The sequence below is a fragment of the Enterobacter cloacae complex sp. P47BA genome (assembly GCF_014930485.1).
In the GTDB taxonomy this organism is placed as follows: domain Bacteria; phylum Pseudomonadota; class Gammaproteobacteria; order Enterobacterales; family Enterobacteriaceae; genus Enterobacter; species Enterobacter bugandensis.
Genome location: NZ_JADBRF010000008.1, coordinates 112,068 through 133,457 on the forward strand (window position 1 = coordinate 112,068; position 21,390 = coordinate 133,457).

21 protein-coding genes are annotated in these 21,390 nt (G+C 56.8%); 16 read left to right on the forward strand and 5 right to left on the reverse strand.

What is annotated here, in order from left to right:
* Positions 1-190 precede the first annotated feature (190 nt).
* Positions 191-421, forward strand: a complete 231-nt coding sequence (locus IM299_RS10405) for a DUF2754 domain-containing protein (protein WP_193357449.1) — start codon at positions 191-193, stop codon at positions 419-421.
* On the opposite strand, the gene ddlA is transcribed toward IM299_RS10405, so the two are convergent.
* A complete protein-coding gene (gene ddlA / locus IM299_RS10410; RefSeq protein WP_049001847.1) occupies positions 418-1,518 on the reverse strand; it encodes a D-alanine--D-alanine ligase in 1,101 nt (366 codons plus the stop codon). The genes IM299_RS10405 and ddlA overlap by 4 nt on opposite strands.
* Positions 1,519-1,621: 103 nt before the next feature.
* On the opposite strand from ddlA, the gene IM299_RS10415 reads away from it, so the two are divergent.
* From IM299_RS10415 to adrA, 5 genes are all read left to right on the forward strand, one after another.
* A complete protein-coding gene (locus tag IM299_RS10415; protein ID WP_193357450.1) occupies positions 1,622-2,305 on the forward strand; it encodes an extensin family protein in 684 nt (227 codons plus the stop codon).
* A 168-nt stretch (positions 2,306-2,473) separates the two neighbouring features.
* Positions 2,474-3,688 carry a multidrug efflux MFS transporter gene (locus IM299_RS10420; RefSeq protein WP_041911106.1) on the forward strand — a complete coding sequence of 405 codons (1,215 nt, stop codon included), beginning with the start codon at positions 2,474-2,476 and terminating at the stop codon, positions 3,686-3,688.
* Between the two features lie 210 nt (positions 3,689-3,898).
* Positions 3,899-4,159 carry an anti-adapter protein IraP gene (iraP, locus tag IM299_RS10425; RefSeq protein WP_028012123.1) on the forward strand — a complete coding sequence of 87 codons (261 nt, stop codon included), beginning with the start codon at positions 3,899-3,901 and terminating at the stop codon, positions 4,157-4,159.
* A gap of 275 nt (positions 4,160-4,434) precedes the next feature.
* The gene (gene psiF / locus IM299_RS10430) at positions 4,435-4,755 is read left to right on the forward strand and encodes a phosphate starvation-inducible protein PsiF (RefSeq protein WP_041911105.1); all 321 of its coding nucleotides are present in this window, start codon (positions 4,435-4,437) and stop codon (positions 4,753-4,755) included.
* Positions 4,756-4,857: 102 nt separating this feature from the next.
* Positions 4,858-5,961 carry a diguanylate cyclase AdrA gene (gene adrA / locus IM299_RS10435; RefSeq protein WP_063155369.1) on the forward strand — a complete coding sequence of 368 codons (1,104 nt, stop codon included), beginning with the start codon at positions 4,858-4,860 and terminating at the stop codon, positions 5,959-5,961.
* 14 nt (positions 5,962-5,975) lie between these two features.
* Here the strand turns inward: adrA and proC are convergent, their stop codons facing one another.
* Positions 5,976-6,785 carry a pyrroline-5-carboxylate reductase gene (proC, locus tag IM299_RS10440; protein WP_041911103.1) on the reverse strand — a complete coding sequence of 270 codons (810 nt, stop codon included), beginning with the start codon at positions 6,783-6,785 and terminating at the stop codon, positions 5,976-5,978.
* 97 nt (positions 6,786-6,882) lie between these two features.
* Here proC and IM299_RS10445 point away from each other — a divergent pair, with 97 nt between their 5' ends.
* The 5 genes from IM299_RS10445 (at position 6,883) to ppnP (ending at position 9,520) form a co-directional block, all read left to right on the forward strand.
* Positions 6,883-7,341, forward strand: coding sequence for a YaiI/YqxD family protein (locus tag IM299_RS10445; protein ID WP_010428006.1), 459 nt, complete (start codon positions 6,883-6,885; stop codon positions 7,339-7,341).
* Between the two features lie 144 nt (positions 7,342-7,485).
* A complete protein-coding gene (aroL, locus tag IM299_RS10450) occupies positions 7,486-8,010 on the forward strand; it encodes a shikimate kinase AroL (RefSeq protein ID WP_028012127.1) in 525 nt (174 codons plus the stop codon).
* Between the two features lie 44 nt (positions 8,011-8,054).
* Positions 8,055-8,246 carry a protein YaiA gene (gene yaiA, locus IM299_RS10455; protein WP_003859135.1) on the forward strand — a complete coding sequence of 64 codons (192 nt, stop codon included), beginning with the start codon at positions 8,055-8,057 and terminating at the stop codon, positions 8,244-8,246.
* 237 nt (positions 8,247-8,483) lie between these two features.
* Positions 8,484-9,161, forward strand: coding sequence for an AroM family protein (locus IM299_RS10460; protein ID WP_028012129.1), 678 nt, complete (start codon positions 8,484-8,486; stop codon positions 9,159-9,161).
* A 71-nt stretch (positions 9,162-9,232) separates the two neighbouring features.
* Positions 9,233-9,520: a pyrimidine/purine nucleoside phosphorylase gene (gene ppnP / locus IM299_RS10465; protein WP_008503270.1), complete on the forward strand. Its 288-nt coding sequence runs from the start codon at positions 9,233-9,235 to the stop codon at positions 9,518-9,520.
* Positions 9,521-9,566: 46 nt separating this feature from the next.
* Here the strand turns inward: ppnP and rdgC are convergent, their stop codons facing one another.
* Entirely contained in the window at positions 9,567-10,481 is a 915-nt protein-coding gene (rdgC, locus tag IM299_RS10470) for a recombination-associated protein RdgC (protein ID WP_014882739.1), read from the reverse strand.
* Positions 10,482-10,604: 123 nt separating this feature from the next.
* Here rdgC and mak point away from each other — a divergent pair, with 123 nt between their 5' ends.
* Positions 10,605-11,510 (forward strand): fructokinase, encoded by a 906-nt coding sequence (gene mak, locus IM299_RS10475; RefSeq protein ID WP_045259882.1) that lies wholly within the window; start codon positions 10,605-10,607, stop codon positions 11,508-11,510.
* 74 nt (positions 11,511-11,584) lie between these two features.
* On the opposite strand, the gene sbcC is transcribed toward mak, so the two are convergent.
* Positions 11,585-14,716, reverse strand: coding sequence for an exonuclease subunit SbcC (gene sbcC, locus IM299_RS10480; RefSeq protein ID WP_193357451.1), 3,132 nt, complete (start codon positions 14,714-14,716; stop codon positions 11,585-11,587).
* The gene (sbcD, locus tag IM299_RS10485; RefSeq protein WP_047363941.1) at positions 14,713-15,918 is read right to left on the reverse strand and encodes an exonuclease subunit SbcD; all 1,206 of its coding nucleotides are present in this window, start codon (positions 15,916-15,918) and stop codon (positions 14,713-14,715) included. The genes sbcC and sbcD overlap by 4 nt, the downstream gene beginning before the upstream one ends.
* A 187-nt stretch (positions 15,919-16,105) precedes the next feature.
* Between sbcD and phoB the strand changes: the two genes are divergently transcribed.
* The 4 genes from phoB (at position 16,106) to proY (ending at position 21,297) form a co-directional block, all read left to right on the forward strand.
* Positions 16,106-16,795, forward strand: a complete 690-nt coding sequence (gene phoB / locus IM299_RS10490; protein ID WP_008503265.1) for a phosphate response regulator transcription factor PhoB — start codon at positions 16,106-16,108, stop codon at positions 16,793-16,795.
* Positions 16,796-16,816: 21 nt separating this feature from the next.
* Positions 16,817-18,112 (forward strand): phosphate regulon sensor histidine kinase PhoR, encoded by a 1,296-nt coding sequence (gene phoR, locus IM299_RS10495; RefSeq protein ID WP_047363942.1) that lies wholly within the window; start codon positions 16,817-16,819, stop codon positions 18,110-18,112.
* Positions 18,113-18,522: 410 nt separating this feature from the next.
* Positions 18,523-19,842: a branched-chain amino acid transporter carrier protein BrnQ gene (brnQ, locus tag IM299_RS10500; protein ID WP_193357452.1), complete on the forward strand. Its 1,320-nt coding sequence runs from the start codon at positions 18,523-18,525 to the stop codon at positions 19,840-19,842.
* A gap of 81 nt (positions 19,843-19,923) precedes the next feature.
* Positions 19,924-21,297, forward strand: a complete 1,374-nt coding sequence (proY, locus tag IM299_RS10505; protein ID WP_193357453.1) for a proline-specific permease ProY — start codon at positions 19,924-19,926, stop codon at positions 21,295-21,297.
* Positions 21,298-21,390: the final 93 nt, after the last annotated feature.

Consider the following 21,390-nt stretch of genomic DNA (forward strand, 5'->3'; position numbering starts at 1 on the left):
GTCATCGCATTTGTCAATATCAGAATCGTGGTAATTTTCGCTCAGGATTTCTCCTGGATTGTTGATTTCTGCAGCATGTCACAATTTGTTAACTTAAATGAAACTGCACCGCATTTCAGAATTTCCGCATCTGCCACAGACCTGGCGGTGAAACTGTGAGAGGATGTCTTTTTTTCCTGCCGGAGTTGTTATGAAGCTCACGTCCAAACTTCGCCGTGACTGGCACTACTACGCCTTTGCTATCGGGCTGATCTTTATTCTTAACGGCGTCGTGGGGCTGTTGGGATTTGAAGCGGAAGGCTGGCAAACCTATGCCGTGGGTCTGGTGACCTGGGTAATCAGTTTCTGGCTGGCAGGGCTGATAATCCGCCGCCGTCCGGAAGAGACGACAGCGGAGGAGACGGCTAAGGGTGCCGATTAGCCGTTAACGGAACTTTTCAGGGCGCTGTCGGCGGCATGACGCTCCAGCGCCAGCTCGATCAGGCGGGTGATCAGCTCAGAGTAGCCAAGCCCGCTGGCCTGCCACAGTTTTGGATACATGCTGATATTGGTGAAACCCGGCAGCGTGTTGATTTCATTGATCACCACCTCGTTCTCCGGCGTCAGGAACACGTCCACGCGCGCCATGCCGCTGCAGCCGAGCGTCTGATAGGCCTCAATGGCGATCGCCCGGATCTTATCGTTAATGGCCGGATCGATATCCGCAGGAACAACAACCTGGGCGCCTTTATCATCAATGTATTTGGTGTCGTACGAGTAGAAGTCGCTGTTTAAGACCACTTCACCGCAGGTGCTGGCCTGTGGGAAATCGTTGCCCAGCACCGCGCACTCAATTTCGCGGCCTTTGATCCCCTGCTCAACCACCACTTTATGGTCGAACTCAAACGCCAGACGGACGGCTTGCGTGAACTCTGTTTCGGTGGTGACTTTGCTGACGCCCACGGAGGAGCCCTGGTTGGCTGGCTTCACAAACAGCGGCAGACCCAGTTCAGCGCTAATTTGCGCGAAGCTGTGCTTGTCGCGGTTGGCGCGGGTGAGCGTCACGAACGGCGCGATATTCAGCCCGGCATCGCGCAGCAGGCGTTTGGTGACGTCTTTGTCCATGCAGGCGGCGGAGCCCAGCACGTCCGAGCCCACGAACGGCAGGTTGGCCATGCGTAACATCCCCTGCAGGGAACCGTCTTCGCCGAGGGTGCCGTGCACGATGGGGAAGACCACGTCGATCTGGGCGAGAGCCTGCGCGTTGCCGGCGTCGATGAGCTGACCCTTCACGACGCCGGGTACGGTGGCGACGCTAATTTCTGAAGGATTAAGGGCGATGTGTGCCGGATCGTGGGCATTCAGCAGATACTGGCTGGCATCGTTAACATGCCACTGGCCCTGTTTATCAATGCCCAACAGCACCACGTCGAAACGGCTTTTATCGATCGCATCGACGATATTTTTAGCCGATTGCAATGACACCTCGTGCTCCGCTGATTTTCCCCCAAAGACAATACCTACGCGCTGCTTTGCCATCTCACTCTCTTCCAGTCTGACGAAAAGCCAATAACATACCACGATGCCCTGCGGGTTTCGCGGCCTTCTGCCATAATGTTTTGGGGAACAGTGAGGGGGGAGAGTGAAAGGAAAAACGCTGCTGACCATTTTCATCCTTGGGGCAATCGCAATGGCGGGCTATCGCTTGCTGCCGTCTTACTACAACCCTTTCACGCCGCTGAACCTGTACGACCCGCCTGGCCGCATTACCCAGTATAAGCTGCGACGCTTAACGCCCGAAGCCTGCGCGAGTCTGTTAGCGCAGGCTAATCAAAAAAACCTGATCCGCACGCAGGCGGTCGCTGACAGCGGCGGGGAATGCCCGCTGAACAACGTCGTGCGCGTGCGTGACTTTGGCCCGGTGAGCCTGAACGGCAGTTTTCTTGCCAGCTGTCCGCTGGCGCTCAGCTCAGCCCTGTTTGTCAGCCAGCAGGCACGGCCCCTGACTAAACGCTTTACCGGCAGTGAACTGACGCGCATTGAGCACCTCGGCAGCTTTGCCTGCCGCAATATCTACCACCGGCCCGATGCGCGGCGCAGCGAGCATGCCACGGCAGAGGCGCTGGATATCGCCGCTTTTCGGCTGGCGAACGGAGAGCGCGTTACGGTACTTAACGGCTGGAAATCGGCAAAAACGCAGCCCTGGCTGAAGGCTCTGCTGGCGGCAAGCTGCGGTTACTACGGAAACGGTCTTGGGCCGGAATATAACGCGGCGCACGCCAGCCATTTTCACCTGGGAATGCGCGGCTTTGGTCTCTGCCGCTGAAGCATAATCTTCCGCCAGAAAATGGATGAATTGTGACTTATTTCACAAATATGATGACTGGGAAGATAAAACACCAAAGTCAGCGAGGCCGCATCTCTGGTGCGACGTTAAGGCGCGTAACTTGCTAATCTGACGGCGAATTCGCCTAAAAATGAAGACTATTTCTGTATGGAATCCTGGAAAGTTAATCTCATCTCGGTCTGGTTCGGCTGCTTCTTCACCGGGCTTGCCATCAGCCAGATCCTGCCGTTCCTGCCGCTGTACGTGTCACAGCTGGGGGTCAGCTCCCACGAAGCGCTGTCCATGTGGTCCGGGCTGACGTTCAGCGTCACGTTTCTGGTCTCCGCTATTGTGTCACCGATGTGGGGCAGCCTGGCGGATCGGAAAGGGCGCAAGCTGATGCTGCTGCGCGCCTCCCTCGGGATGGCGATTGCTATTCTGCTCCAGGCCTTCGCCACCAACGTCTGGCAGCTGTTTTTCCTGCGGGCGGTGATGGGGCTGACGTCCGGGTATATTCCCAACGCCATGGCGCTGGTTGCCTCTCAGGTGCCGCGCGAGCGCAGCGGCTGGGCGCTGAGTACGCTCTCCACCGCCCAGATCAGCGGCGTTATCGGCGGCCCGCTGCTGGGAGGCTTTCTGGCTGACCATGTCGGTCTGCGCGCGGTATTCATCATCACCGCAATCCTGCTGGTGATCAGCTTTCTGGTTACGCTCTTTCTTATCAAAGAGGGGGGCCGCCCCGTTATCAGTAAATCTGAGCGCCTGAGCGGTAAGGCCGTCTTCGCCTCGCTGCCATACCCGGGACTCGTGATTAGCCTGTTTGTCACCACCATGGTGATCCAGCTCTGCAACGGTTCGGTCGGCCCGATTCTGGCGCTGTTTATCAAGTCGATGGAGCCGGACAGCAACAATATCGCCTTTCTCAGCGGCATGATTGCCGCCGTGCCGGGCGTCTCCGCGCTGATCTCTGCCCCGCGTCTGGGAAAACTGGGCGACAGGATCGGCACGGCGCGCATCCTGATGGCGACGCTGATTTTTGCGGTGGTGCTCTTTTTCGCCATGTCGTTTGTTACCTCTCCGCTTCAGCTGGGCGTGCTGCGGTTTTTACTCGGCTTTGCGGATGGCGCTATGTTGCCCGCCGTACAGACATTGCTGGTCAAATATTCCAGCGACCAGGTCACGGGGCGTATTTTTGGCTATAACCAGTCGTTTATGTATTTAGGCAACGTCGCCGGTCCGCTTATTGGTGCGTCCGTTTCTGCAATGGCGGGTTTTCGCTGGGTATTTGCCGCGACGGCGATTGTCGTTTTAATCAATATTATCCAGCTGGCTATTGCCCTGCGTCGCCGCAGACAAATAGCGGAAGCGAAATCAGCCAAATAATCTTTTCGCAGATGTATTATATATTCTTATGGTAGCCGCATTTTTATATAACAAAATGCGGCGTTTTTTTATAGGAAAACGTTTCGCTGAAAAGATCGCTGCGCTAATTTGGCGGCAATGTCACTTTTGCATAAGATAATACTTTTCTCCGCTTTGCATATTTCATTCCTGGTGTTAATTTCAGAGGAAATCCCATAAGGAAATAGCACGATGAAAAATCTCATTGCTGAGTTGCTGGTTAAGCTTGCACAAAAGGAAGAGGAGTCGAAAGAGCTGGTCGCCCAGGTCGAAGCGCTGGAAATAGTTGTCACCGCGCTGCTGCGGCAGATGGCAACATCGGATCAGCAGGCGTTAATTGAAAGCATTGAAGGAGCGCTGGATAAGGCGCGGCCCGATACGCAGGTTCCGCCAGAGGATGCCGAGTTGCTGCAGCAATACGTAAAGAAGCTGTTGAGGCATCCGCGCAGTTAAGCCGTTACTGACATGTCATAGGATTGTCATGCAGGATGCCTGGAGTCGCTCTGTTTTATTTTTGTATTTGTACATGAAGAAAATAAATTGAAACAGAGCGCGCTTTTTAGCGCGTTACATTCCCTGTTAATTACCCCTGCCATTTATGCTGATACCGTCAATTCCTGCGTGCTGGAACTGAAATGATAAATTCCCGGCCGAAATCACATCTGCCGGGTGGTTTTTTTCCTGTCACGAACCAGACTTACAGGGAATGTTCACAAAAGGATGGTGCAATGAAAACAACATTACTGGTTACTCTGCTCTCCGGCCTGTTCCTGATCTCCTCGGCGAACGCGGAAGAAAAAACCTTAACGCCGCAACAGCAACGCATGACCACCTGTAATCAACAGGCGACGTCCCAGAGTCTGAAGGGGGATGCACGTAAAACCTACATGAGCGACTGCCTGAAAAACGGCGCCGCGAAACCCGGCGAAAAAAGCCTGACGCCGCAGCAGCAAAAAATGCGCGAGTGTAATGCGAAAGCAACCGAACAGTCCCTCAAGGGCGACGATCGCAGCAAGTTTATGAGTGCCTGCCTGAAGAAAAAAGTGTAGTTCTAACGGGTGAGCGGCTCCGGCGGCTCACCCGAAATTTCATACTTTCCCCGCAGCCCCCCTCTCTATAATTTGGGAAAATGTTTCAGAATATTCCCAAAAATGATGAATGATGACATTTATTACTACAAAAAGCGCATTCGGGAAGAGTGGAGTTTAACCCTTTCTCAGGATGACCCTCACCGTACCGGCATCCAGTTTGCCAGGCGAGCCCGGCTGGCGCGTGTTGTCGGGCTGGCGGCGATGTTTTTCCCGGTGGCGGAAATTCTGGTCAGCCATTTTTTACCCGGCGGCTGGTGGTTGTTGCTGGTGGGGTGGGCATTCATCTGGCCGCACTTTGCCTGGCAGTTATCCTGCCGCGCAGCTTCACCTCATCAGCAGGAAATTTTTAACCTCAAGATGGATGCCGTTATCGCCGGGGTCTGGATCGGCGTAATGGGGATGTATGTATTACCCACTGCGGCGCTGGTGATGATGGTGGGGATGAATATGATGGGCTCTGGCGGCTGCCGCCTTTTTATCGCGGGGATCGTGCTCACCCTGCTTACTGCGCTGCTTACGTTACCGCTTGCTGGCAGAGCGCTGCCCTTTAATCCCGGGGCGCTGGAGTGGGGCTTAACGCTTCCTGTCCTTATGCTTTATCCCATGCTGTTTGCCTGGCTTAGCCATCGAACGGCCGTCAGGCTGGCGGAACATAAGCGGCGGCTGGAAATGATGAGCACCCGTGACGGTATGACCGGGGTCTTTAACCGCCGACATTGGGAAATGCTTCTGCGCAATGAATTTGAGCACTGTCGCCGGAGCCACTGCACCGCCACGATATTGCTGATTGATATCGACCACTTTAAAAACATCAACGATACCTGGGGGCACGACGCAGGCGACAAGGCCATCGTGGCCATTACCCGCCAGCTTCAGATGTCGGTACGGTCAGGCGATGCGATAGGCCGGTTTGGCGGGGATGAGTTCGCGGTGATTATGTCCCAGACGGCCGCTGAAAGCGCCATCGCCGTCATGTCGCGGGTTCACGCGCGGCTGGAAACGCTGTCGTTACCCTGCGCGCCGAAGGAGCCTCTGCGCATCAGCGTGGGCGTGGCCCCCTGGGGGCCGCAGTTTGTACACTATCGGGAATGGTTGAAGGCGGCAGATGTGGCGCTGTATAAGGCGAAAAATGCCGGGCGCGGCCGCACCGAAGTGGCAGCCTGACGCCCGGCCAGACATCAGGATTTACTCAGCTTCTCTGATTTTTCCATGCATTTTGCCATCGCTTCGATAACCGCAGAACGGAACCCGCGTTCTTCCAGCACCCGCACCGCTTCGATGGTGGTACCGGCCGGGGAGCAGACCATATCCTTCAGTTCACCCGGGTGTTTACCGGTCTCCAGCACCATTTTGGCGGAGCCCATCACTGCCTGCGCGGCGAATTTATACGCCTGCGCGCGCGGCATACCGCCAAGCACGGCGGCGTCCGCCATCGCTTCTAAAAACATGAAAACGTACGCGGGGGCTGAACCGCTCACGCCGACCACCGGATGGATCATGGATTCTGCAATCACTTCCGCCTCGCCGAAGCAGCGGAAAATGTTTAGCACGTCCGCCACCTCTTCTGAAGTCACCAGCGCGTTAGGGGTGACGGAGGTCATACCGGCGTTGACCAGTGAGGGGGTATTCGGCATCGCGCGGACGATTTTACGATCGTGGCCCAGCGCGCGCGCCAGCTGATCGAGCGTCACGCCTGCGGCAATCGACACGACCAGCGTCTCTTTATTCAGGCTGGAGGTGATGTCGCTTAACACTTTGATCATGATGTTCGGCTTAACGGCACCAAAGACGATATCGGCAACCTGGGCCACCTCCTGCGCGCTTTCGGCGGCGTTGATCCCGTATTGATCGCGCAACGCGGCGACGTTATCCGGTGACGGCGTATAAACCCAAATCTGACCCGGCAGAACCTGCCCGCTGGCGATCAGGCCGCCCAGGATGGCTTTGCCCATGTTACCGCAGCCGATAAACCCGATTTTCTTGTCCATCATGATTCTCCGTCATTATGCGTTGTTTTCTCTGATTGATAGCTTAACAACGAAATGCAGGCGACAATAGTCGGCAGAGTCATTATGGGGGGACAACATGGCGATTTGGGTTGATGCGGACGCGTGTCCGAATGTGATTAAAGAGATTTTATTCCGCGCCGCCGAGCGCGTTCAGATGCCGCTGACGCTGGTGGCGAACCAGAATATTCGCGTCCCGCCTTCGCGGTTCATTCGCTCCCTCCGCGTGCCGGCCGGGTTCGACGTGGCGGATAATGAAATTGTTCGTCTGTGCAGCGCGGAAGATCTGGTCATCACCGCCGATATTCCGCTGGCGGCGGAAGTGCTGGAGAAAGGGGCGGCGGCGCTCAATCCGCGCGGCGAGCGTTATTCGCCTTCAACCATTCGGGAAAAACTCACTATGCGTGATTTTATGGATACGATGCGGGCCAGCGGCGTGCAGACCGGTGGACCGGACAGCCTGTCCCAGCGCGATCGCCAGCAGTTTGCTGCCGAACTGGATAAATGGCTGCTGGAAGTGAAGCGCCGTACGGCGTAATGATAATTATTGTCAATATGTGGTACAGTGTGGCCTCCACAGGGTTGTCATCCCGTACCGCTTTGCAGTAAAGTATTCGACACATCTTCTGCAATTATTTCTTTACACTCTTCAGCCATTCGGCATCAAGGGGAACACCTGGCTATGACCCAACCCATCTTTTTAGTTGGCCCCCGCGGCTGTGGGAAAACCACCGTTGGCGTGGAACTGGCACGCGCATGTCATCGTCAGTTTGTTGATACCGACCACTGGCTGCAGACCGAGGCCGGCAAAACCATCGCAGACATCGTGGAGCAAGAGGGATGGGAAAGCTTTCGCGCCCGCGAAACGGCCGCGCTGAAAGCGGTCACCACGCCGTCAGCCGTCATTGCGACGGGAGGCGGTATTGTTCTGGCCGAATGTAATCGTCACTTTATGCGCGAAAAAGGCATTGTGATCTATCTCTGCGCGCCGGTGGCGGCTCTGGTAGGGCGACTTGAAGCATTTCCTGAAGAGGGACAACGCCCGGCGCTGACGTCACGACCGCTCAGCGAAGAGGTGAGCGAAGTGCTGGCCGAGCGTGATGCCCTCTACCGTGAAGCGGCACACCATGTCGTGGATGCCTCTGCGGCCCCGGAAGATGTGGTAATTCAGATTATTACCGCCCTGCGTCTGGCGTGTGCCAGCTAACCGCCGTCTATACTGATAGCTCAGACATAAAAAAAGGATGAGCTATGCCAACCAGACCTCCCTATCCGCGCGAAGCACGTATTGTTACCGTTGAAAAAGGCAATGGCGACCAGACCGTCACCTGGTACCAGCTGCGTGCCGATCACCCCAAACCGGACTCGCTGATCAGTGAACATGAGACTGAACAGGAAGCGCTGGATGCCAAACGGCGCTACGAAGATCCCGAAAAGTCGTGAATGTTTTCCTAAACGCTCCAATACCGTGCCTGAATCACACTTTTTACTCATCGCAAATGTTAAGCAGGAGTTAATATTTAGTTATTACAGGTAGCTCCGTTACCGGCAGGCGATCTTTACATTTCGGGGTAGAGATCGCCTGCTACGCTTGGTGCTGTTTTGTTGAAAAAACGAACCGTACAGCGTAGAGAGCCTGTACCTGTGTATACGTATTTGTAGTGATGGAAGGCGAAGAAGATGAAGGCAACGTTGGCGATCCTCACCATTGGTGTGGTCCCTGTAAGCGAAGTGTTACCGCTCTTAACCGAGCATGTATCTGAACAACAGATCACGCATCTCAGCCTGCTGGGTAAGATGAGCCGGGAAGAGGTCATGGAAGACTACGCTGTAGAGGCGGGGGAGGATCCCCTGGCGACGTTATTAAGCGACGGTAAACTGGCGCATGTTTCTCGGCAGAAAATAGAGCGTTCGCTGCAGGCAGTAATAGAAGTACTCGATAATCAGCAATATGACGTAATTTTGCTGATGAGCACCGCCCCCATTAAGGGGCTCATCGCGCGCAATGCGATTTTGCTTGAGCCGATGCGCATTATTCCTCCGTTGGTAGCCTCCATTGTTGACGGGCATCAGGTGGGGGTCATTGTGCCCATCGAGGAGCTTATGGACAACCAGGAAGCAAAGTGGCACGTGCTCGAAAAAACGCCCCTGTATGCGCTGGCAAACCCCTTCTGGGACAGCGAGGCTAAACTCATTGCTGCCGGGAAGGAGCTGCTGGAGAGAGGGGCGGATGTATTGATTCTGGACTGTCTTGGTTTTCACCAGCATCACCGGGATTTACTGCAAAAGGCGCTGGACGTGCCGGTGCTGTTATCCAACGTTCTGATGGCTCGCCTGGCCTCAGAACTTCTGACGTAATGATTTTGCGTGACAGGTGATGAGCATGGCCCCTATAGTGAATTTTTATCTCTGAATATAAGGGCCAGTTCATGCTTCAAAGTAACGAATACTTTTCCGGTAAAGTGAAATCCATCGGTTTTACCAGCAGCAGCACTGGCCGCGCCAGTGTGGGCGTTATGGCTGAAGGGGAATACACCTTTGGCACGGCGGAAGCGGAAGAGATGACGGTGGTCAGCGGCGCGCTGAACGTCTTACTGCCGGGTGAAACGGAATGGAAAGTTTACGCTGCCGGACAAGTTTTCAACGTCCCTGGCCACAGCGAATTTCATTTGCAGGTCGCTGAACCGACCTCTTATCTGTGCCGCTACCTGAAATAATCGTCTTTCCTCTCCCCTTTGGGGAGAGGATCAGGGTGAGGGGAAATTATCTCTGCGCTTCGCCGCCGAGACCTTCCACCAGATTCTGAATTAACGCGGCCAGTTCGCCGGTCATCAGGATAAAGTCCGCGTCAAAGCGCTGGGCGTAATCTTCCCGGTCGATATCTTCGTTTTGATCGCGCAGCTCGTCGCAGAACTTCAGACGCTTCACGGAACCGTCGTCGCACATCACGAACTGAATGCGCTGCTGCCAGTCGAGCGCCAGTTTGGTGACCACTTTGCCCGCTTCAATGTGTACGGCGATCTCGTCGCTCACCAGATCCTGCTTTTTCGCGCGGATCACGCCGCCATCTTCCAGCAGGGCTTTCAGCTCGGCTTCGTCCAGGATCTGGAAACCTTGCGCCGCGGTACCGCTGCGGACCCACTCGGTCAGGGTCAGCTCAATCGGGGTTTCCAGCGCCAGCGGTACGACCGGTAAAGAGCCGATGCTTTTACGCAGCAGGGCCAGCGTATCTTCCGCTTTTTTGGCGCTGGCGCAGTCCACCATGATCAGCCCGTTAACGGTATCGATCCACATCATCGTCTGGCTGAAGCGGCTGAAGGCGCGCGGCAGCAGAGAGTGCAGCACTTCATCTTTCAGCGAATCTTTTTCGGTTTTTTTCAGCTTGCGGCCCTGCTCGGCTTCCAGCTTGAAAATTTTTGCTTCAAGCGCCTGCTTAACTACCGGCGTGGGCAGAATTTTCTCTTCTTTGCGGGCGCAGACGATGATTTGACCCGTGCTGCTGGCGTGGGTCAGTGCATCGCTTTGCGAACCCATTGGCGGAACCCAACCGGTTTTCGCCATATCCTGGCTACCGCAAGGGGAAAAGCTATAAGCGGCTAACTGTTTTTCCATCTCTTCTGCGCGCAGCGAAACGTCGCGGCTGAGACGGTAAACCATCAAATTTTTGAACCACAGCATGATAATTTCCACGGCCTTGTCGTTAAATCAGCGGGCATGATAACGAATTGTCGCATCGCTTGCATTGCTAATCGGGAAGCGTGCTTCTACTCTGTTGATAATCAAAATAATGAGGAGAGTCTTGTGCGTATTGGGATTGATTTGGGCGGCACCAAAACAGAAGTCATCGCATTAAGCGAGCAGGGGGAACAGCTGTTCCGCCACCGACTGCCGACGCCGCGCGATGATTATCACCAGACGATCGAGACGATCGCCCGGCTGGTTGATATGGCCGAGCAGGCGACGGGCGAGAGGGGCACGGTCGGGATGGGGATCCCCGGCTCCATTTCGCCTTATACGGGTGTGGTGAAAAACGCCAACTCTACCTGGCTCAACGGTCAGCCGTTTGATAAGGATTTGAGCCAGCGTCTGAACCGGGAAGTGCGTCTGGCGAATGACGCAAACTGCCTGGCGGTCTCAGAGGCCGTTGATGGTGCAGCCGCAGGAGCGCAGACCGTGTTTGCGGTGATTATCGGTACCGGCTGCGGCGCGGGCGTGGCCTTTGGCGGACGTTCACATATCGGCGGCAACGGCACGGCGGGTGAGTGGGGGCACAACCCGCTGCCGTGGATGGATGAAGATGAACTCAAATACCGCGCCGAGGTGCCGTGCTACTGCGGCAAGCAGGGCTGTATTGAGACCTTTATCTCCGGCACCGGTTTTGCGACCGACTACCACCGCCTGAGCGGCCAGCCCCTCAAGGGGAACGAGATTATGCGTTTGGTGGAAGAACAGGATCCGGTGGCCGAACTGGCGCTCAGCCGCTACGAAATGCGTCTGGCGAAATCGCTGGCGCACGTAGTGAACATTCTCGATCCGGACGTGATTGTTCTCGGCGGTGGCATGAGCAACGTTGACCGGCTGTACGCCACGGTACCAAATCTGGTGAAACAGTGGGTCTTCGGCGGCGAGTGCGAAACCCCGATCCGCAAAGCCGTCCACGGCGACTCCAGCGGCGTGCGCGGCGCGGCGTGGTTATGGCCGGAGTAAACGCACAACTTGCGTTGCCGTTTTTGATGTTTAGAGGGCCAGGGTGAGGGCACCAGACCGAATCGACCCAACACTCACCCCACCGCAAACTCCCTGTCCAGCCTGCTATACCCCAGTCCGTTGATCTTCTTCACCTTGATCTGCACCGGAATGCGCTCTTTCATCGCCTCGACGTGGCTAATCACCCCGATGGTTTTCCCGGTGGCGTTCAGCGCGTCGAGCGCATCCAGCGCGGTATCCAGCGTTTCACTGTCGAGCGTGCCGAATCCCTCATCCAGGAACAGGGAATCAATCCGCGTTTTGTGACTGACCAGGTCAGAAAGCGCTAACGCCAGCGCAAGGCTGACCAGGAAGCTCTCGCCGCCGGAGAGCGTGCGCGTATCACGTACCGCATCGGCCTGCCAGGTGTCGACCACTTCCAGCTCCAGCGCCTCGCTGGCCTTACGCTGTAGGAGATAACGGCCGTGCAGGCGGTTAAGCTGCTGGTTTGCGAGCCAGACCAGATTATCCAGCGTCAGCCCCTGAGCGAACTTGCGGAATTTGTCGCCGGAGCTGGAGCCGATCAGCGCGTTGAGATAGCCCCAGTCGTCGGCCTGGCGCGCGGCCTCTTCAATTTGCAGCATTAACGCCTGCTGATGCTGGCGGTTATCGCTGTCCTGCTTAAGCTGCTGGCGGATCTCGCCCTGATGCGTGGTGTTCTCACGAAGCCGTTGCGCCAGCTGCTGCAGCTGGCTTTGCAGGGTAGACGCATCCGCGTCAAGTTCTTCCGGGCGCAGCGCAAGGTGCGCCTGCAGCTGCTGATTAGCCTGGCCGGAAAGGGCCGCGGCCTGCTGTATCTGGTTTTCCAGCGACTGTTTCAACTGTTCGAGGCGGCGAATAGTATCGTCATCCAGCAGCGCGGCAAGGAACGCGTCCCGATCGGCAAAACAGCTTGCGGAGAGCGCCGCGGTGAACTGCGTCTGCGATTGCTGCAGGCGCTCGCGCTCCAGCGCCTCCTGCTGCTGCAGGGCGGCGAGCTGGCTTTGCAGCGACACGCATTCATTGTGGATGTCGCGCCAGTCATCAGGAATGGCCGGTTCAGCCTCTTCACCGTGTGTTGCCGGAAGCGTGTCGAGCAGCGGCTTCAGCGCGCTCACGCGTTCCTGAAGCACGCCGTGCTGCGTTTGCTTCTCCTGCCAGTGGGCAAATTCCGCTTCGCGGGCGTGCAGCCAGTCGGCTTCATTGCCCTCTTCGGGAACGCTAAGCGAGAGCGCGAGCAGAGTATGTTCCAGCGCCTGGCGCGTTGCGGTGCGCTGCTGCTGATACTGGCGTTCCTGCGCTTCCTGCTCGTTCAGCTGGTTTTGCAGGTTCAGACGCTGGCTGAGCTGGTAAAGCTGGCGCTCGTAGTGTTCCTGCTCGTTCATCCATGGCGCAATATCCTCCTGAATATTCAATGCGATATTCAAAGACGCGCACGCCTCCAGCCACGCTTTAGTGAGTGCTTGCTCTTCCTGAGAAAGCGTCTGCGCTTCGTCTGTCTCACGCTGGATCTGTTGAGCCAGAGCATTAACCTGTCCCAGCACCAGCAGGCCTTCCTCCTTAAGCGCGGCGACCTCTTTTTCGAGCGCATCACGGCGACGCTGGTTATCCGTCAGCTCAAGCGACCGGTAGGTCTCCACGGCAGGATGCTCGTGGGAGCCGCACAGCGGGCAGGGTTTGCCTGCCTCAAGCCGTGAGCGATAGCTTTCCAGATTTTTAATCGTCGCTTCGCGTTCGCACAGGGCTTTCAGGTCCAGATAGTGCTGCTGTTTCTCTTTGTACTGCTGGCGGCGCAGCGCCAGGGTTTCATTGAGCTTGCTCTGCTCCGCCTGGGCTTTCTGCACGCTTTCACCGTTCTGGCTCAAGCGCTTTTGCAGCGGCTGATAGCGGGCATGCAGCGACGTCAGCTGCTGGCGCAGCGTGCGGGACCGGGACTGCTGCTCCATGGCCGCGCTGACCTCATCCGCCGTCAGCGTCAGCGTATTTTCCGGCATCTCAGCCAGCTTCTGACGTAGCTCAGTCATCCGCGCAGCAAGCGCGACGAGCTGACTTTTGTCACGGTTTAGCTGTGAGAACTGGGCGCGCCAGCCGGCAATTTCCTGGCCCAGCAGGCGATAACGCTCATTCTCCGCCAGCCACTGTCCCAGCGCCGTCAGTTCGGCCTGTAGCCGCTCATGGGTACGCAGGGCGATATTGCGGATCCGCGCGCGCAGTGCGGTTTTGGTCTGTAAGCGAGTATTTACTTCGTTAATTCGCTGCTGGGTTTGCGTCAGACGTGCGGTTTGCTCCTGCTGATGCTCCCAGAGCGGACGAAGCTGGGCGGCGGGCTGGGCAAGCTGGAGTTTTGCCAGTTCCGGCGCCGCGTTCGCCTGCGCCTGTTGCGCCTGCTGCTGCAGGGCGGCAACGCGCTGCTGCTCCCGCACGAGCTCGTCATGACGCGTAAGCCACTGAAAATCTTTCTGTTGGCTTTGCTGCTGGGCCAGCAGGGTTTTCTCTTCGTCAGTAAGTGCCTGCAAACTTTGCTGCAACTGCTGCTGTTGTTCTTCGCTGAGCAGCACGACGCCCGCCGCCTGCGCCTCGCATTTTTCCAGCACGCTGCGGGCGGCTTTGTGTTTCTCAAACACCATCGCGGAAATCTGGCCGTAGATTTCGGTGCCGGTGAGTTCTTCCAGCAGTTCTGCGCGGTCGGCCGGTTTGGCATTCAGGAAAGCGGCAAATTGCCCCTGCGAGAGCAGCATTGAGCGGGTAAAACGGCCGTAGTCCAGCCCGGTGAGCGCCGCGGTTTGCTCCAGTTTATCCGACACCTTATCGGCCAGAATCTTGCCATCCTCGCAGCGGGCCAGCTCCACGCGCGGTGCCTGCAAGTTCCCGTCCGGCTGGTTGCGCGCCCGGTTCTGGCTCCAGAATGCGCGATAGGCAACGCCTTTCACCTCAAACTCCACTTCCGCCAGGCACTCGGCGGTATCGCGCGTCATCAGATCGTTTTGCGCCTGAGAGACCTTATTCAGGCGCGGGGTTTCGTGGTAGAGCGCCAGGCAGATGGCATCGAGCAGGGTGGTTTTACCTGCGCCGGTTGCGCCAGTGATGGCAAACAGGCCGTTGCTGGCAAAAGGCTCCGCGGTGAAGTCAATTTTCCACTCGCCCTTGAGGGAGTTGAGATTTTTCAGGCGCAGGCTCAGAATTTTCATGCGTTTTCTTCCTCGTCATTGAGGGCGTGCAGAGTATGGCTGAACAGCTCGTTGAGCCTGACGCGCTTCGCATCATCGATCTCTTCCTGCGACAGTCGGCGCTCGAACACCTCTTCTACGCGCAGTTCGCTAAGCGTTTCGCGCTGGGCGCCGAGCAGAATTTTCTCGCGCTGCTCGCGGCTGCGGCGCACCAGCAGCACCTCAACCGGCAACTCTTCGGTCAGCGCCTGAATTTTCCGCTGCATATCGTGCAGGTAGTCATCTGTGGTGATTTCAATATCCAGCCAGACAGGCGGGTTAAGCTCAGCGCCGCGCCACTGCTCAAGCTGGGCGGTGATGGCAGCCAGATCGCCCTTCAGCACCGCCAGCGGCTGGGTGACCGGCACTTCCAGCGTCTCGACGGCGCTGAGTTTGCCCTCATCAAAGCTCACCAGATGCACGGATTTGGCTTTTCCGGTTTCATCGAAGCTGAGCGAAATAGGGGAGCCACAGTAGCGGATATGCTCGCAGCCGCCGATGACCTGGGCGCGGTGAATGTGCCCGAGCGCGATGTAGTCCGCGGGCGGGAAGTTTTGCGCCGGAAAGGCGTCCAGCGTACCGATATAGATCTCGCGGACCGCGTCACTTTTGCTGGCACCGACGGTGGTGAGGTGCCCGGTGGCAATGACCGGAATGGCCTGTTCACCGCGCAGGGCACAGGCTTCCGCGTGCTGCTGGTGATAGTAGTCGGTGATGGCCTGCAATAAATGCCGCTGCTTTTCCGCGCCCGACAGTCCCGCCTGGCTTTGCACGATGTCGCGCGGACGTAAAAAGGGAATCGGACACAGTACCGCGCCCGGCGACCCGTCGCGCTTTTTCAGGATCTGCGGGGCGTGCCCTGCGCTGGCGACGACGGTGGTATTGAGAAACGCCAGGATGTCGCGGGATTCGTTAAGCGTCGCGACGGAATCATGGTTGCCGGCGACAATCACCAGATGACAGCCGGTTTGCTGCAGATTCACCACGAAGCGGTTGTACAGCTCACGCGCATAGCTCGGCGGCGAGCCGGTATCAAAAATATCTCCCGCCACGATAATCGCGTCCACCTCATGCGTCCGGGCCGTTTCCAGCAGCCAGTTCAGGAACGCTTCATGTTCAGCCGCACGGCTTTTGCTGTAAAAATTTTGACCCAGATGCCAGTCCGAGGTGTGAAGTATGCGCATAGCTGATCCGTGGCAAAAAAGAGAAAGCAGGATTATAAACGTTCAGAGAAGGGAAAATAACCGCTGTAATAAAACAACAGTTTGCCATTTATAGTGGTACTGTTTTTCATAAATCTGTCATAAATCTGACGCATAATGGCGCCGCATTACAAACTTGTAACTTAAATAAGATAAGACAGGGCAAAGTATGGCGAGACGTATTCTGGTCGTAGAAGATGAAGCTCCAATTCGTGAAATGGTGTGCTTCGTGCTCGAGCAAAACGGCTTCCAGCCGGTTGAAGCGGAAGATTATGACAGCGCAGTGAACCAGCTGAATGAACCCTGGCCCGATCTGATTCTGCTGGACTGGATGCTGCCCGGCGGCTCCGGACTGCAGTTTATCAAACACCTGAAGCGTGAAGCGCTGACCCGCGACATTCCGGTTGTGATGCTTACGGCGCGCGGAGAAGAAGAGGATCGTGTGCGCGGTCTGGAGACCGGCGCGGACGATTACATTACCAAACCGTTCTCCCCCAAAGAGCTGGTGGCCCGCATTAAAGCCGTGATGCGCCGTATTTCGCCGATGGCGGTGGAAGAGGTGATTGAGATGCAGGGGCTGAGCCTTGATCCGACGTCTCACCGCGTGATGACGGGTGAAAATCCCCTCGACATGGGGCCTACCGAATTTAAACTTCTGCACTTCTTTATGACCCATCCGGAACGCGTTTACAGCCGCGAGCAGTTGCTGAATAACGTCTGGGGAACTAACGTGTATGTCGAAGACCGGACGGTTGACGTACATATTCGCCGCCTGCGAAAAGCGCTGGAACTGAGCGGCCACGATCGCATGGTACAGACGGTCCGCGGTACGGGTTATCGTTTCTCGACCCGTTTCTGAATAATGACAGGAGTGTGACGCGTGCTGGAACGTCTGTCATGGAAAAGGCTCGTCTTTGAACTGATCTTATGCTGTATTCCGGCCCTTCTTCTGGGGGCCTTACTTGGGCATCTGCCGTGGTTTCTGCTGGCGGCAGTCACCGGGCTGTTAGCCTGGCATTTCTGGAACCTGCTGCGTCTCTCCTGGTGGCTGTGGGTGGACCGCAGTATGACCCCGCCGCCGGGAAGCGGCAGCTGGGAGCCGCTGCTGTACGGCCTGCACCAGATGCAGATGCGTAATAAAAAGCGTCGCCGCGAGCTGGGAAGCCTGATCAAACGCTTTCGCAGCGGCGCAGAGTCGCTGCCGGATGCGGTGATCCTGACGACAGAAGAAGGAACTATTTTCTGGTGTAACGGGCTTGCGCAACAGCTGCTGGGCCTGCGCTGGCCGGACGACAATGGTCAGAACATCCTTAACCTTCTGCGTTATCCCGAGTTCACGCTGTATCTGAAAAAGCGTGATTTCACCCGTCCCCACAATCTGAAGCTGAATAACGGTCGCCATCTGGAAATCCGCGTGATGCCCTACAGCGATCGCCAGTGGCTGATGGTGGCGCGCGACGTGACCCAGATGCATCAGCTGGAAGGGGCGCGTCGTAACTTCTTCGCCAACGTCAGCCATGAGCTGCGAACCCCGTTGACCGTGCTGCAGGGCTACCTGGAGATGATGCAGGAGCAAACCCTGGAAGGCGCGCCGCGTGAAAAAGCGCTGCATACGATGCGCGAGCAAACGCACCGTATGGAAGGGCTGGTGAAGCAGCTGCTGACGCTGTCAAAGATTGAAGCGGCGCCTTCTCTTGCGCTGAATGACACCATTGATGTGCCAATGATGCTGCGCGTCGTCGAGCGTGAAGCGCAGACGTTAAGCCATAAAAAACATCAGCTGACCTTTGACGTCGACAACACGCTGAAGGTGCTGGGCAGCGAGGATGAACTGCGTAGCGCCATCTCCAACCTGGTGTACAACGCGGTAAACCATACGCCGGAAGGAACGGATATCGTGGTGCGCTGGCAGCATACGCCGGCAGGCGCCGAGTTTAGCGTTGAGGATAACGGGCCGGGGATCGCCCCGGAGCATATTCCGCGCCTGACCGAGCGCTTCTACCGGGTGGATAAAGCGCGATCGCGGCAGACGGGGGGGAGCGGCCTGGGGCTGGCTATTGTGAAACACGCGGTGAATCACCATGAAAGCCGTCTTGATATCCAGAGTACCCTGGGTAAGGGAACCCGCTTTAGTTTCGTTATCCCGGAACGATTAATTGCCAAAAAGAGCGCCTGACGGCAGGCGTGTCATTTTACCTTTCCACGGGTCAGCCATCGCTGGCCCGTTTGCTTTGCAGTCAAGCGAAACGCGTGTGAATTTTATACGGTTGGCTGTTTTTTGTTCGCATGATTAGCCATGGGTTTTTCCTATAATTAGCGCATTGTTCTGGTGTGCGTTTTCATACTGGCATATTGTTCTGGTTTTGCGATCCCTCCTTGCCTTTAAACGTTATAAGCGTTTAAATTGCCCCCCAGATACTGTCAGACCGACTGTATTTGCGTGGTAAATCGAAAAACTATTCTTCTCCACGCCAGGACGGGAGCATTTCCCGCTGAAATTGAGCAAATTTTCGGCTGTATCGTCCCGTCAGGGAAATCGAAAAATCTCAACGTTTTCAACACCACATCCACAGGCAGTAAGGTTTTATGACCCATCACTTAAAATCGCGTGACATTATCGCGCTGGGCTTTATGACATTTGCGCTGTTCGTTGGCGCAGGCAACATCATTTTCCCTCCAATGGTTGGCTTACAGGCGGGTGAACACGTCTGGACCGCCGCGTTTGGTTTCCTGATTACTGCCGTGGGTCTGCCGGTACTGACCGTTATCGCGCTGGCGAAAGTCGGTGGCGGCGTGGATAGCCTCAGCACCCCGATTGGCAAAGTGGCTGGCGTTCTGCTGGCTACCGTCTGCTATCTGGCCGTTGGTCCGCTGTTTGCCACCCCGCGTACCGCGACCGTTTCCTTCGAAGTGGGCATCGCCCCGCTGACCGGCGACGGCGCGATGCCGCTGTTCATCTACAGCCTGATTTATTTCGCCATCGTGATTCTGGTTTCCCTCTATCCGGGCAAGCTGCTGGACACGGTAGGTAACTTCCTGGCGCCGCTGAAAATTGTAGCGCTGATCGTGCTGGCCGTGGCGGCCATCATCTGGCCAGCCGGCCCGATTAGCGACGCGATGGATGCCTATAAAAACGCCGCGTTCTCTAACGGCTTTGTGAACGGCTACCTGACGATGGATACGCTGGGCGCGATGGTGTTTGGTATCGTTATCGTTAACGCCGCGCGCTCCCGCGGCGTGACCGAAGCGCGTTTGCTGACCCGTTATACCATCTGGGCTGGCCTGATGGCCGGTGTGGGCCTGACGCTGCTGTATCTGGCGCTGTTCCGCCTGGGCTCTGACAGCGCGATGCTGGTTGATCAGAACGCGAACGGTGCGGCTATCCTGCACGCCTACGTCCAGCACACCTTCGGTGGTGCAGGCAGTATGCTGCTGGCGGCGCTCATCTTCCTGGCCTGCCTGGTCACCGCGGTTGGCCTGACCTGCGCCTGCGCAGAGTTCTTTGCGCAGTATCTGCCGCTCTCTTACCGTTCCCTGGTGTTTATCCTCGGTATCTTCTCCATGGCGGTGTCTAACCTCGGTCTGAGCCACCTGATTCAGGTCTCTATTCCGGTGCTGACGGCGATCTATCCGCCGTGCATCGTGCTGGTGGTGCTGAGCTTCACCCGTCCGTGGTGGCATAACTCCTCACGAATTATTGCGCCAGCCATGTTTATCAGCCTGATTTTTGGTATCCTTGACGGGATTAAAGCATCAGCGTTCGCAGAAATTCTGCCAGCCTGGACACAGCGTCTGCCGCTGTCCGAGCAGGGCCTGGCCTGGCTGATGCCTACCGTTGTTGCACTGGTTCTGGCGGTTATCTGGGACCGTGCTGCAGGGCGTCAGGTCACATCGAACGCTCATTAATCAACGGCAACAAACTGTTTAACCACGGGGCTTAAGGCCCCGTGGTTTTTTGTTTTTTTCGTGTTGAATGGCAAGATTTAAATGGAAAGCACTAACAAACTTAAACGTGGATTGAGCACGCGCCACATCCGCTTTATGGCGCTGGGCTCTGCTATCGGCACCGGTCTTTTTTATGGCTCGGCAGATGCCATCAAAATGGCCGGTCCAAGCGTGCTGCTGGCGTACATCATCGGCGGCGTGGCGGCGTATATCATCATGCGCGCCCTCGGCGAAATGTCGGTTCACAACCCGTCTGCCAGCTCCTTCTCCCGCTACGCGCAGGAAAACCTCGGCCCGCTGGCCGGGTTTATCACCGGCTGGACCTACTGCTTCGAAATCCTGATTGTGGCAATAGCCGACGTAACGGCGTTTGGCATCTACATGGGCGTCTGGTTCCCGGCGGTGCCGCACTGGATCTGGGTGCTGAGCGTGGTGTTGCTCATTTGCGCCGTCAATCTGATGAGCGTGAAGGTGTTCGGCGAGCTGGAGTTCTGGTTCTCCTTCTTCAAGGTCGCGACCATCATCATCATGATTGTGGCGGGTTTCGGGATCATCATCTGGGGGATTGGCAACGGCGGCCAGCCGACCGGCATCCATAACCTCTGGAGCAACGGCGGCTTCTTCAGCAACGGCTGGCTCGGGATGGTGATGTCGCTACAGATGGTCATGTTCGCCTACGGCGGCATCGAGATTATCGGCATCACCGCCGGGGAAGCGAAAGATCCGGAGAAATCCATTCCCCGCGCCATCAACTCGGTGCCGATGCGTATTCTGGTGTTCTACGTGGGTACGCTGTTCGTGATTATGTCCATCTACCCGTGGAACCAGGTGGGCACTAACGGTAGCCCGTTTGTCCTGACCTTCCAGCATATGGGCATTGCCTTTGCTGCCAGCATTCTCAACTTTGTGGTGCTGACCGCGTCGCTTTCGGCTATCAACAGTGACGTCTTTGGCGTGGGCCGCATGCTGCACGGCATGGCGGAGCAGGGCAGCGCGCCGAAAGTGTTCGCCAAAACTTCCCGCCGCGGCACGCCGTGGGTGACGGTGGTGGTGATGACCGTAGCGCTGCTGTTCTCGGTTTACCTGAACTACATCATGCCGGAGAACGTCTTCCTGGTGATTGCGTCCCTGGCGACCTTCGCGACCGTGTGGGTGTGGATCATGATCCTGCTGTCGCAGATTGCCTTCCGCCGCCGTCTGTCGCCGGATGAGGCGAAAGCGCTGAAGTTTAAGGTGCCGGGCGGGGTGGCGACGACCGTGGTCGGGCTGATCTTCCTGGTGTTTATCATTGGCCTGATTGGCTACCATCCGGATACCCGCATTTCCCTGTACGTGGGCTGTGCGTGGATCGTTCTGCTGCTGATCGGCTGGGTGTTGAAGTGCCGCCGTGACCGTCAACTGGCAGAAGCACAGTAATATTTTTATCCCCCCTCCCTCGCGGGAGAGGGGATTTTTGCCTCCTCCCCCGTCCTCCTCCCCCAATAAATCTCGTCATGGTGAGCTATCCTT

What these genes read in the sequence shown, in the direction of transcription:
- IM299_RS10405 (WP_193357449.1), top strand. Translation starts at nt 191, where the DNA reads ATGAAGCTCACGTCCAAACTTCGCCGTGACTGGCACTACTACGCCTTT.
- ddlA (WP_049001847.1), bottom strand. Translation starts at nt 1,518, where the DNA reads ATGGCAAAGCAGCGCGTAGGTATTGTCTTTGGGGGAAAATCAGCGGAG.
- IM299_RS10420 (WP_041911106.1), top strand. Translation starts at nt 2,474, where the DNA reads ATGGAATCCTGGAAAGTTAATCTCATCTCGGTCTGGTTCGGCTGCTTC.
- iraP (WP_028012123.1), top strand. Translation starts at nt 3,899, where the DNA reads ATGAAAAATCTCATTGCTGAGTTGCTGGTTAAGCTTGCACAAAAGGAA.
- psiF (WP_041911105.1), top strand. Translation starts at nt 4,435, where the DNA reads ATGAAAACAACATTACTGGTTACTCTGCTCTCCGGCCTGTTCCTGATC.
- adrA (WP_063155369.1), top strand. Translation starts at nt 4,858, where the DNA reads ATGATGAATGATGACATTTATTACTACAAAAAGCGCATTCGGGAAGAG.
- proC (WP_041911103.1), bottom strand. Translation starts at nt 6,785, where the DNA reads ATGGACAAGAAAATCGGGTTTATCGGCTGCGGTAACATGGGCAAAGCC.
- IM299_RS10445 (WP_010428006.1), top strand. Translation starts at nt 6,883, where the DNA reads ATGGCGATTTGGGTTGATGCGGACGCGTGTCCGAATGTGATTAAAGAG.
- aroL (WP_028012127.1), top strand. Translation starts at nt 7,486, where the DNA reads ATGACCCAACCCATCTTTTTAGTTGGCCCCCGCGGCTGTGGGAAAACC.
- yaiA (WP_003859135.1), top strand. Translation starts at nt 8,055, where the DNA reads ATGCCAACCAGACCTCCCTATCCGCGCGAAGCACGTATTGTTACCGTT.
- IM299_RS10460 (WP_028012129.1), top strand. Translation starts at nt 8,484, where the DNA reads ATGAAGGCAACGTTGGCGATCCTCACCATTGGTGTGGTCCCTGTAAGC.
- ppnP (WP_008503270.1), top strand. Translation starts at nt 9,233, where the DNA reads ATGCTTCAAAGTAACGAATACTTTTCCGGTAAAGTGAAATCCATCGGT.
- rdgC (WP_014882739.1), bottom strand. Translation starts at nt 10,481, where the DNA reads ATGCTGTGGTTCAAAAATTTGATGGTTTACCGTCTCAGCCGCGACGTT.
- sbcC (WP_193357451.1), bottom strand. Translation starts at nt 14,716, where the DNA reads ATGAAAATTCTGAGCCTGCGCCTGAAAAATCTCAACTCCCTCAAGGGC.
- sbcD (WP_047363941.1), bottom strand. Translation starts at nt 15,918, where the DNA reads ATGCGCATACTTCACACCTCGGACTGGCATCTGGGTCAAAATTTTTAC.
- phoB (WP_008503265.1), top strand. Translation starts at nt 16,106, where the DNA reads ATGGCGAGACGTATTCTGGTCGTAGAAGATGAAGCTCCAATTCGTGAA.
- brnQ (WP_193357452.1), top strand. Translation starts at nt 18,523, where the DNA reads ATGACCCATCACTTAAAATCGCGTGACATTATCGCGCTGGGCTTTATG.
- proY (WP_193357453.1), top strand. Translation starts at nt 19,924, where the DNA reads ATGGAAAGCACTAACAAACTTAAACGTGGATTGAGCACGCGCCACATC.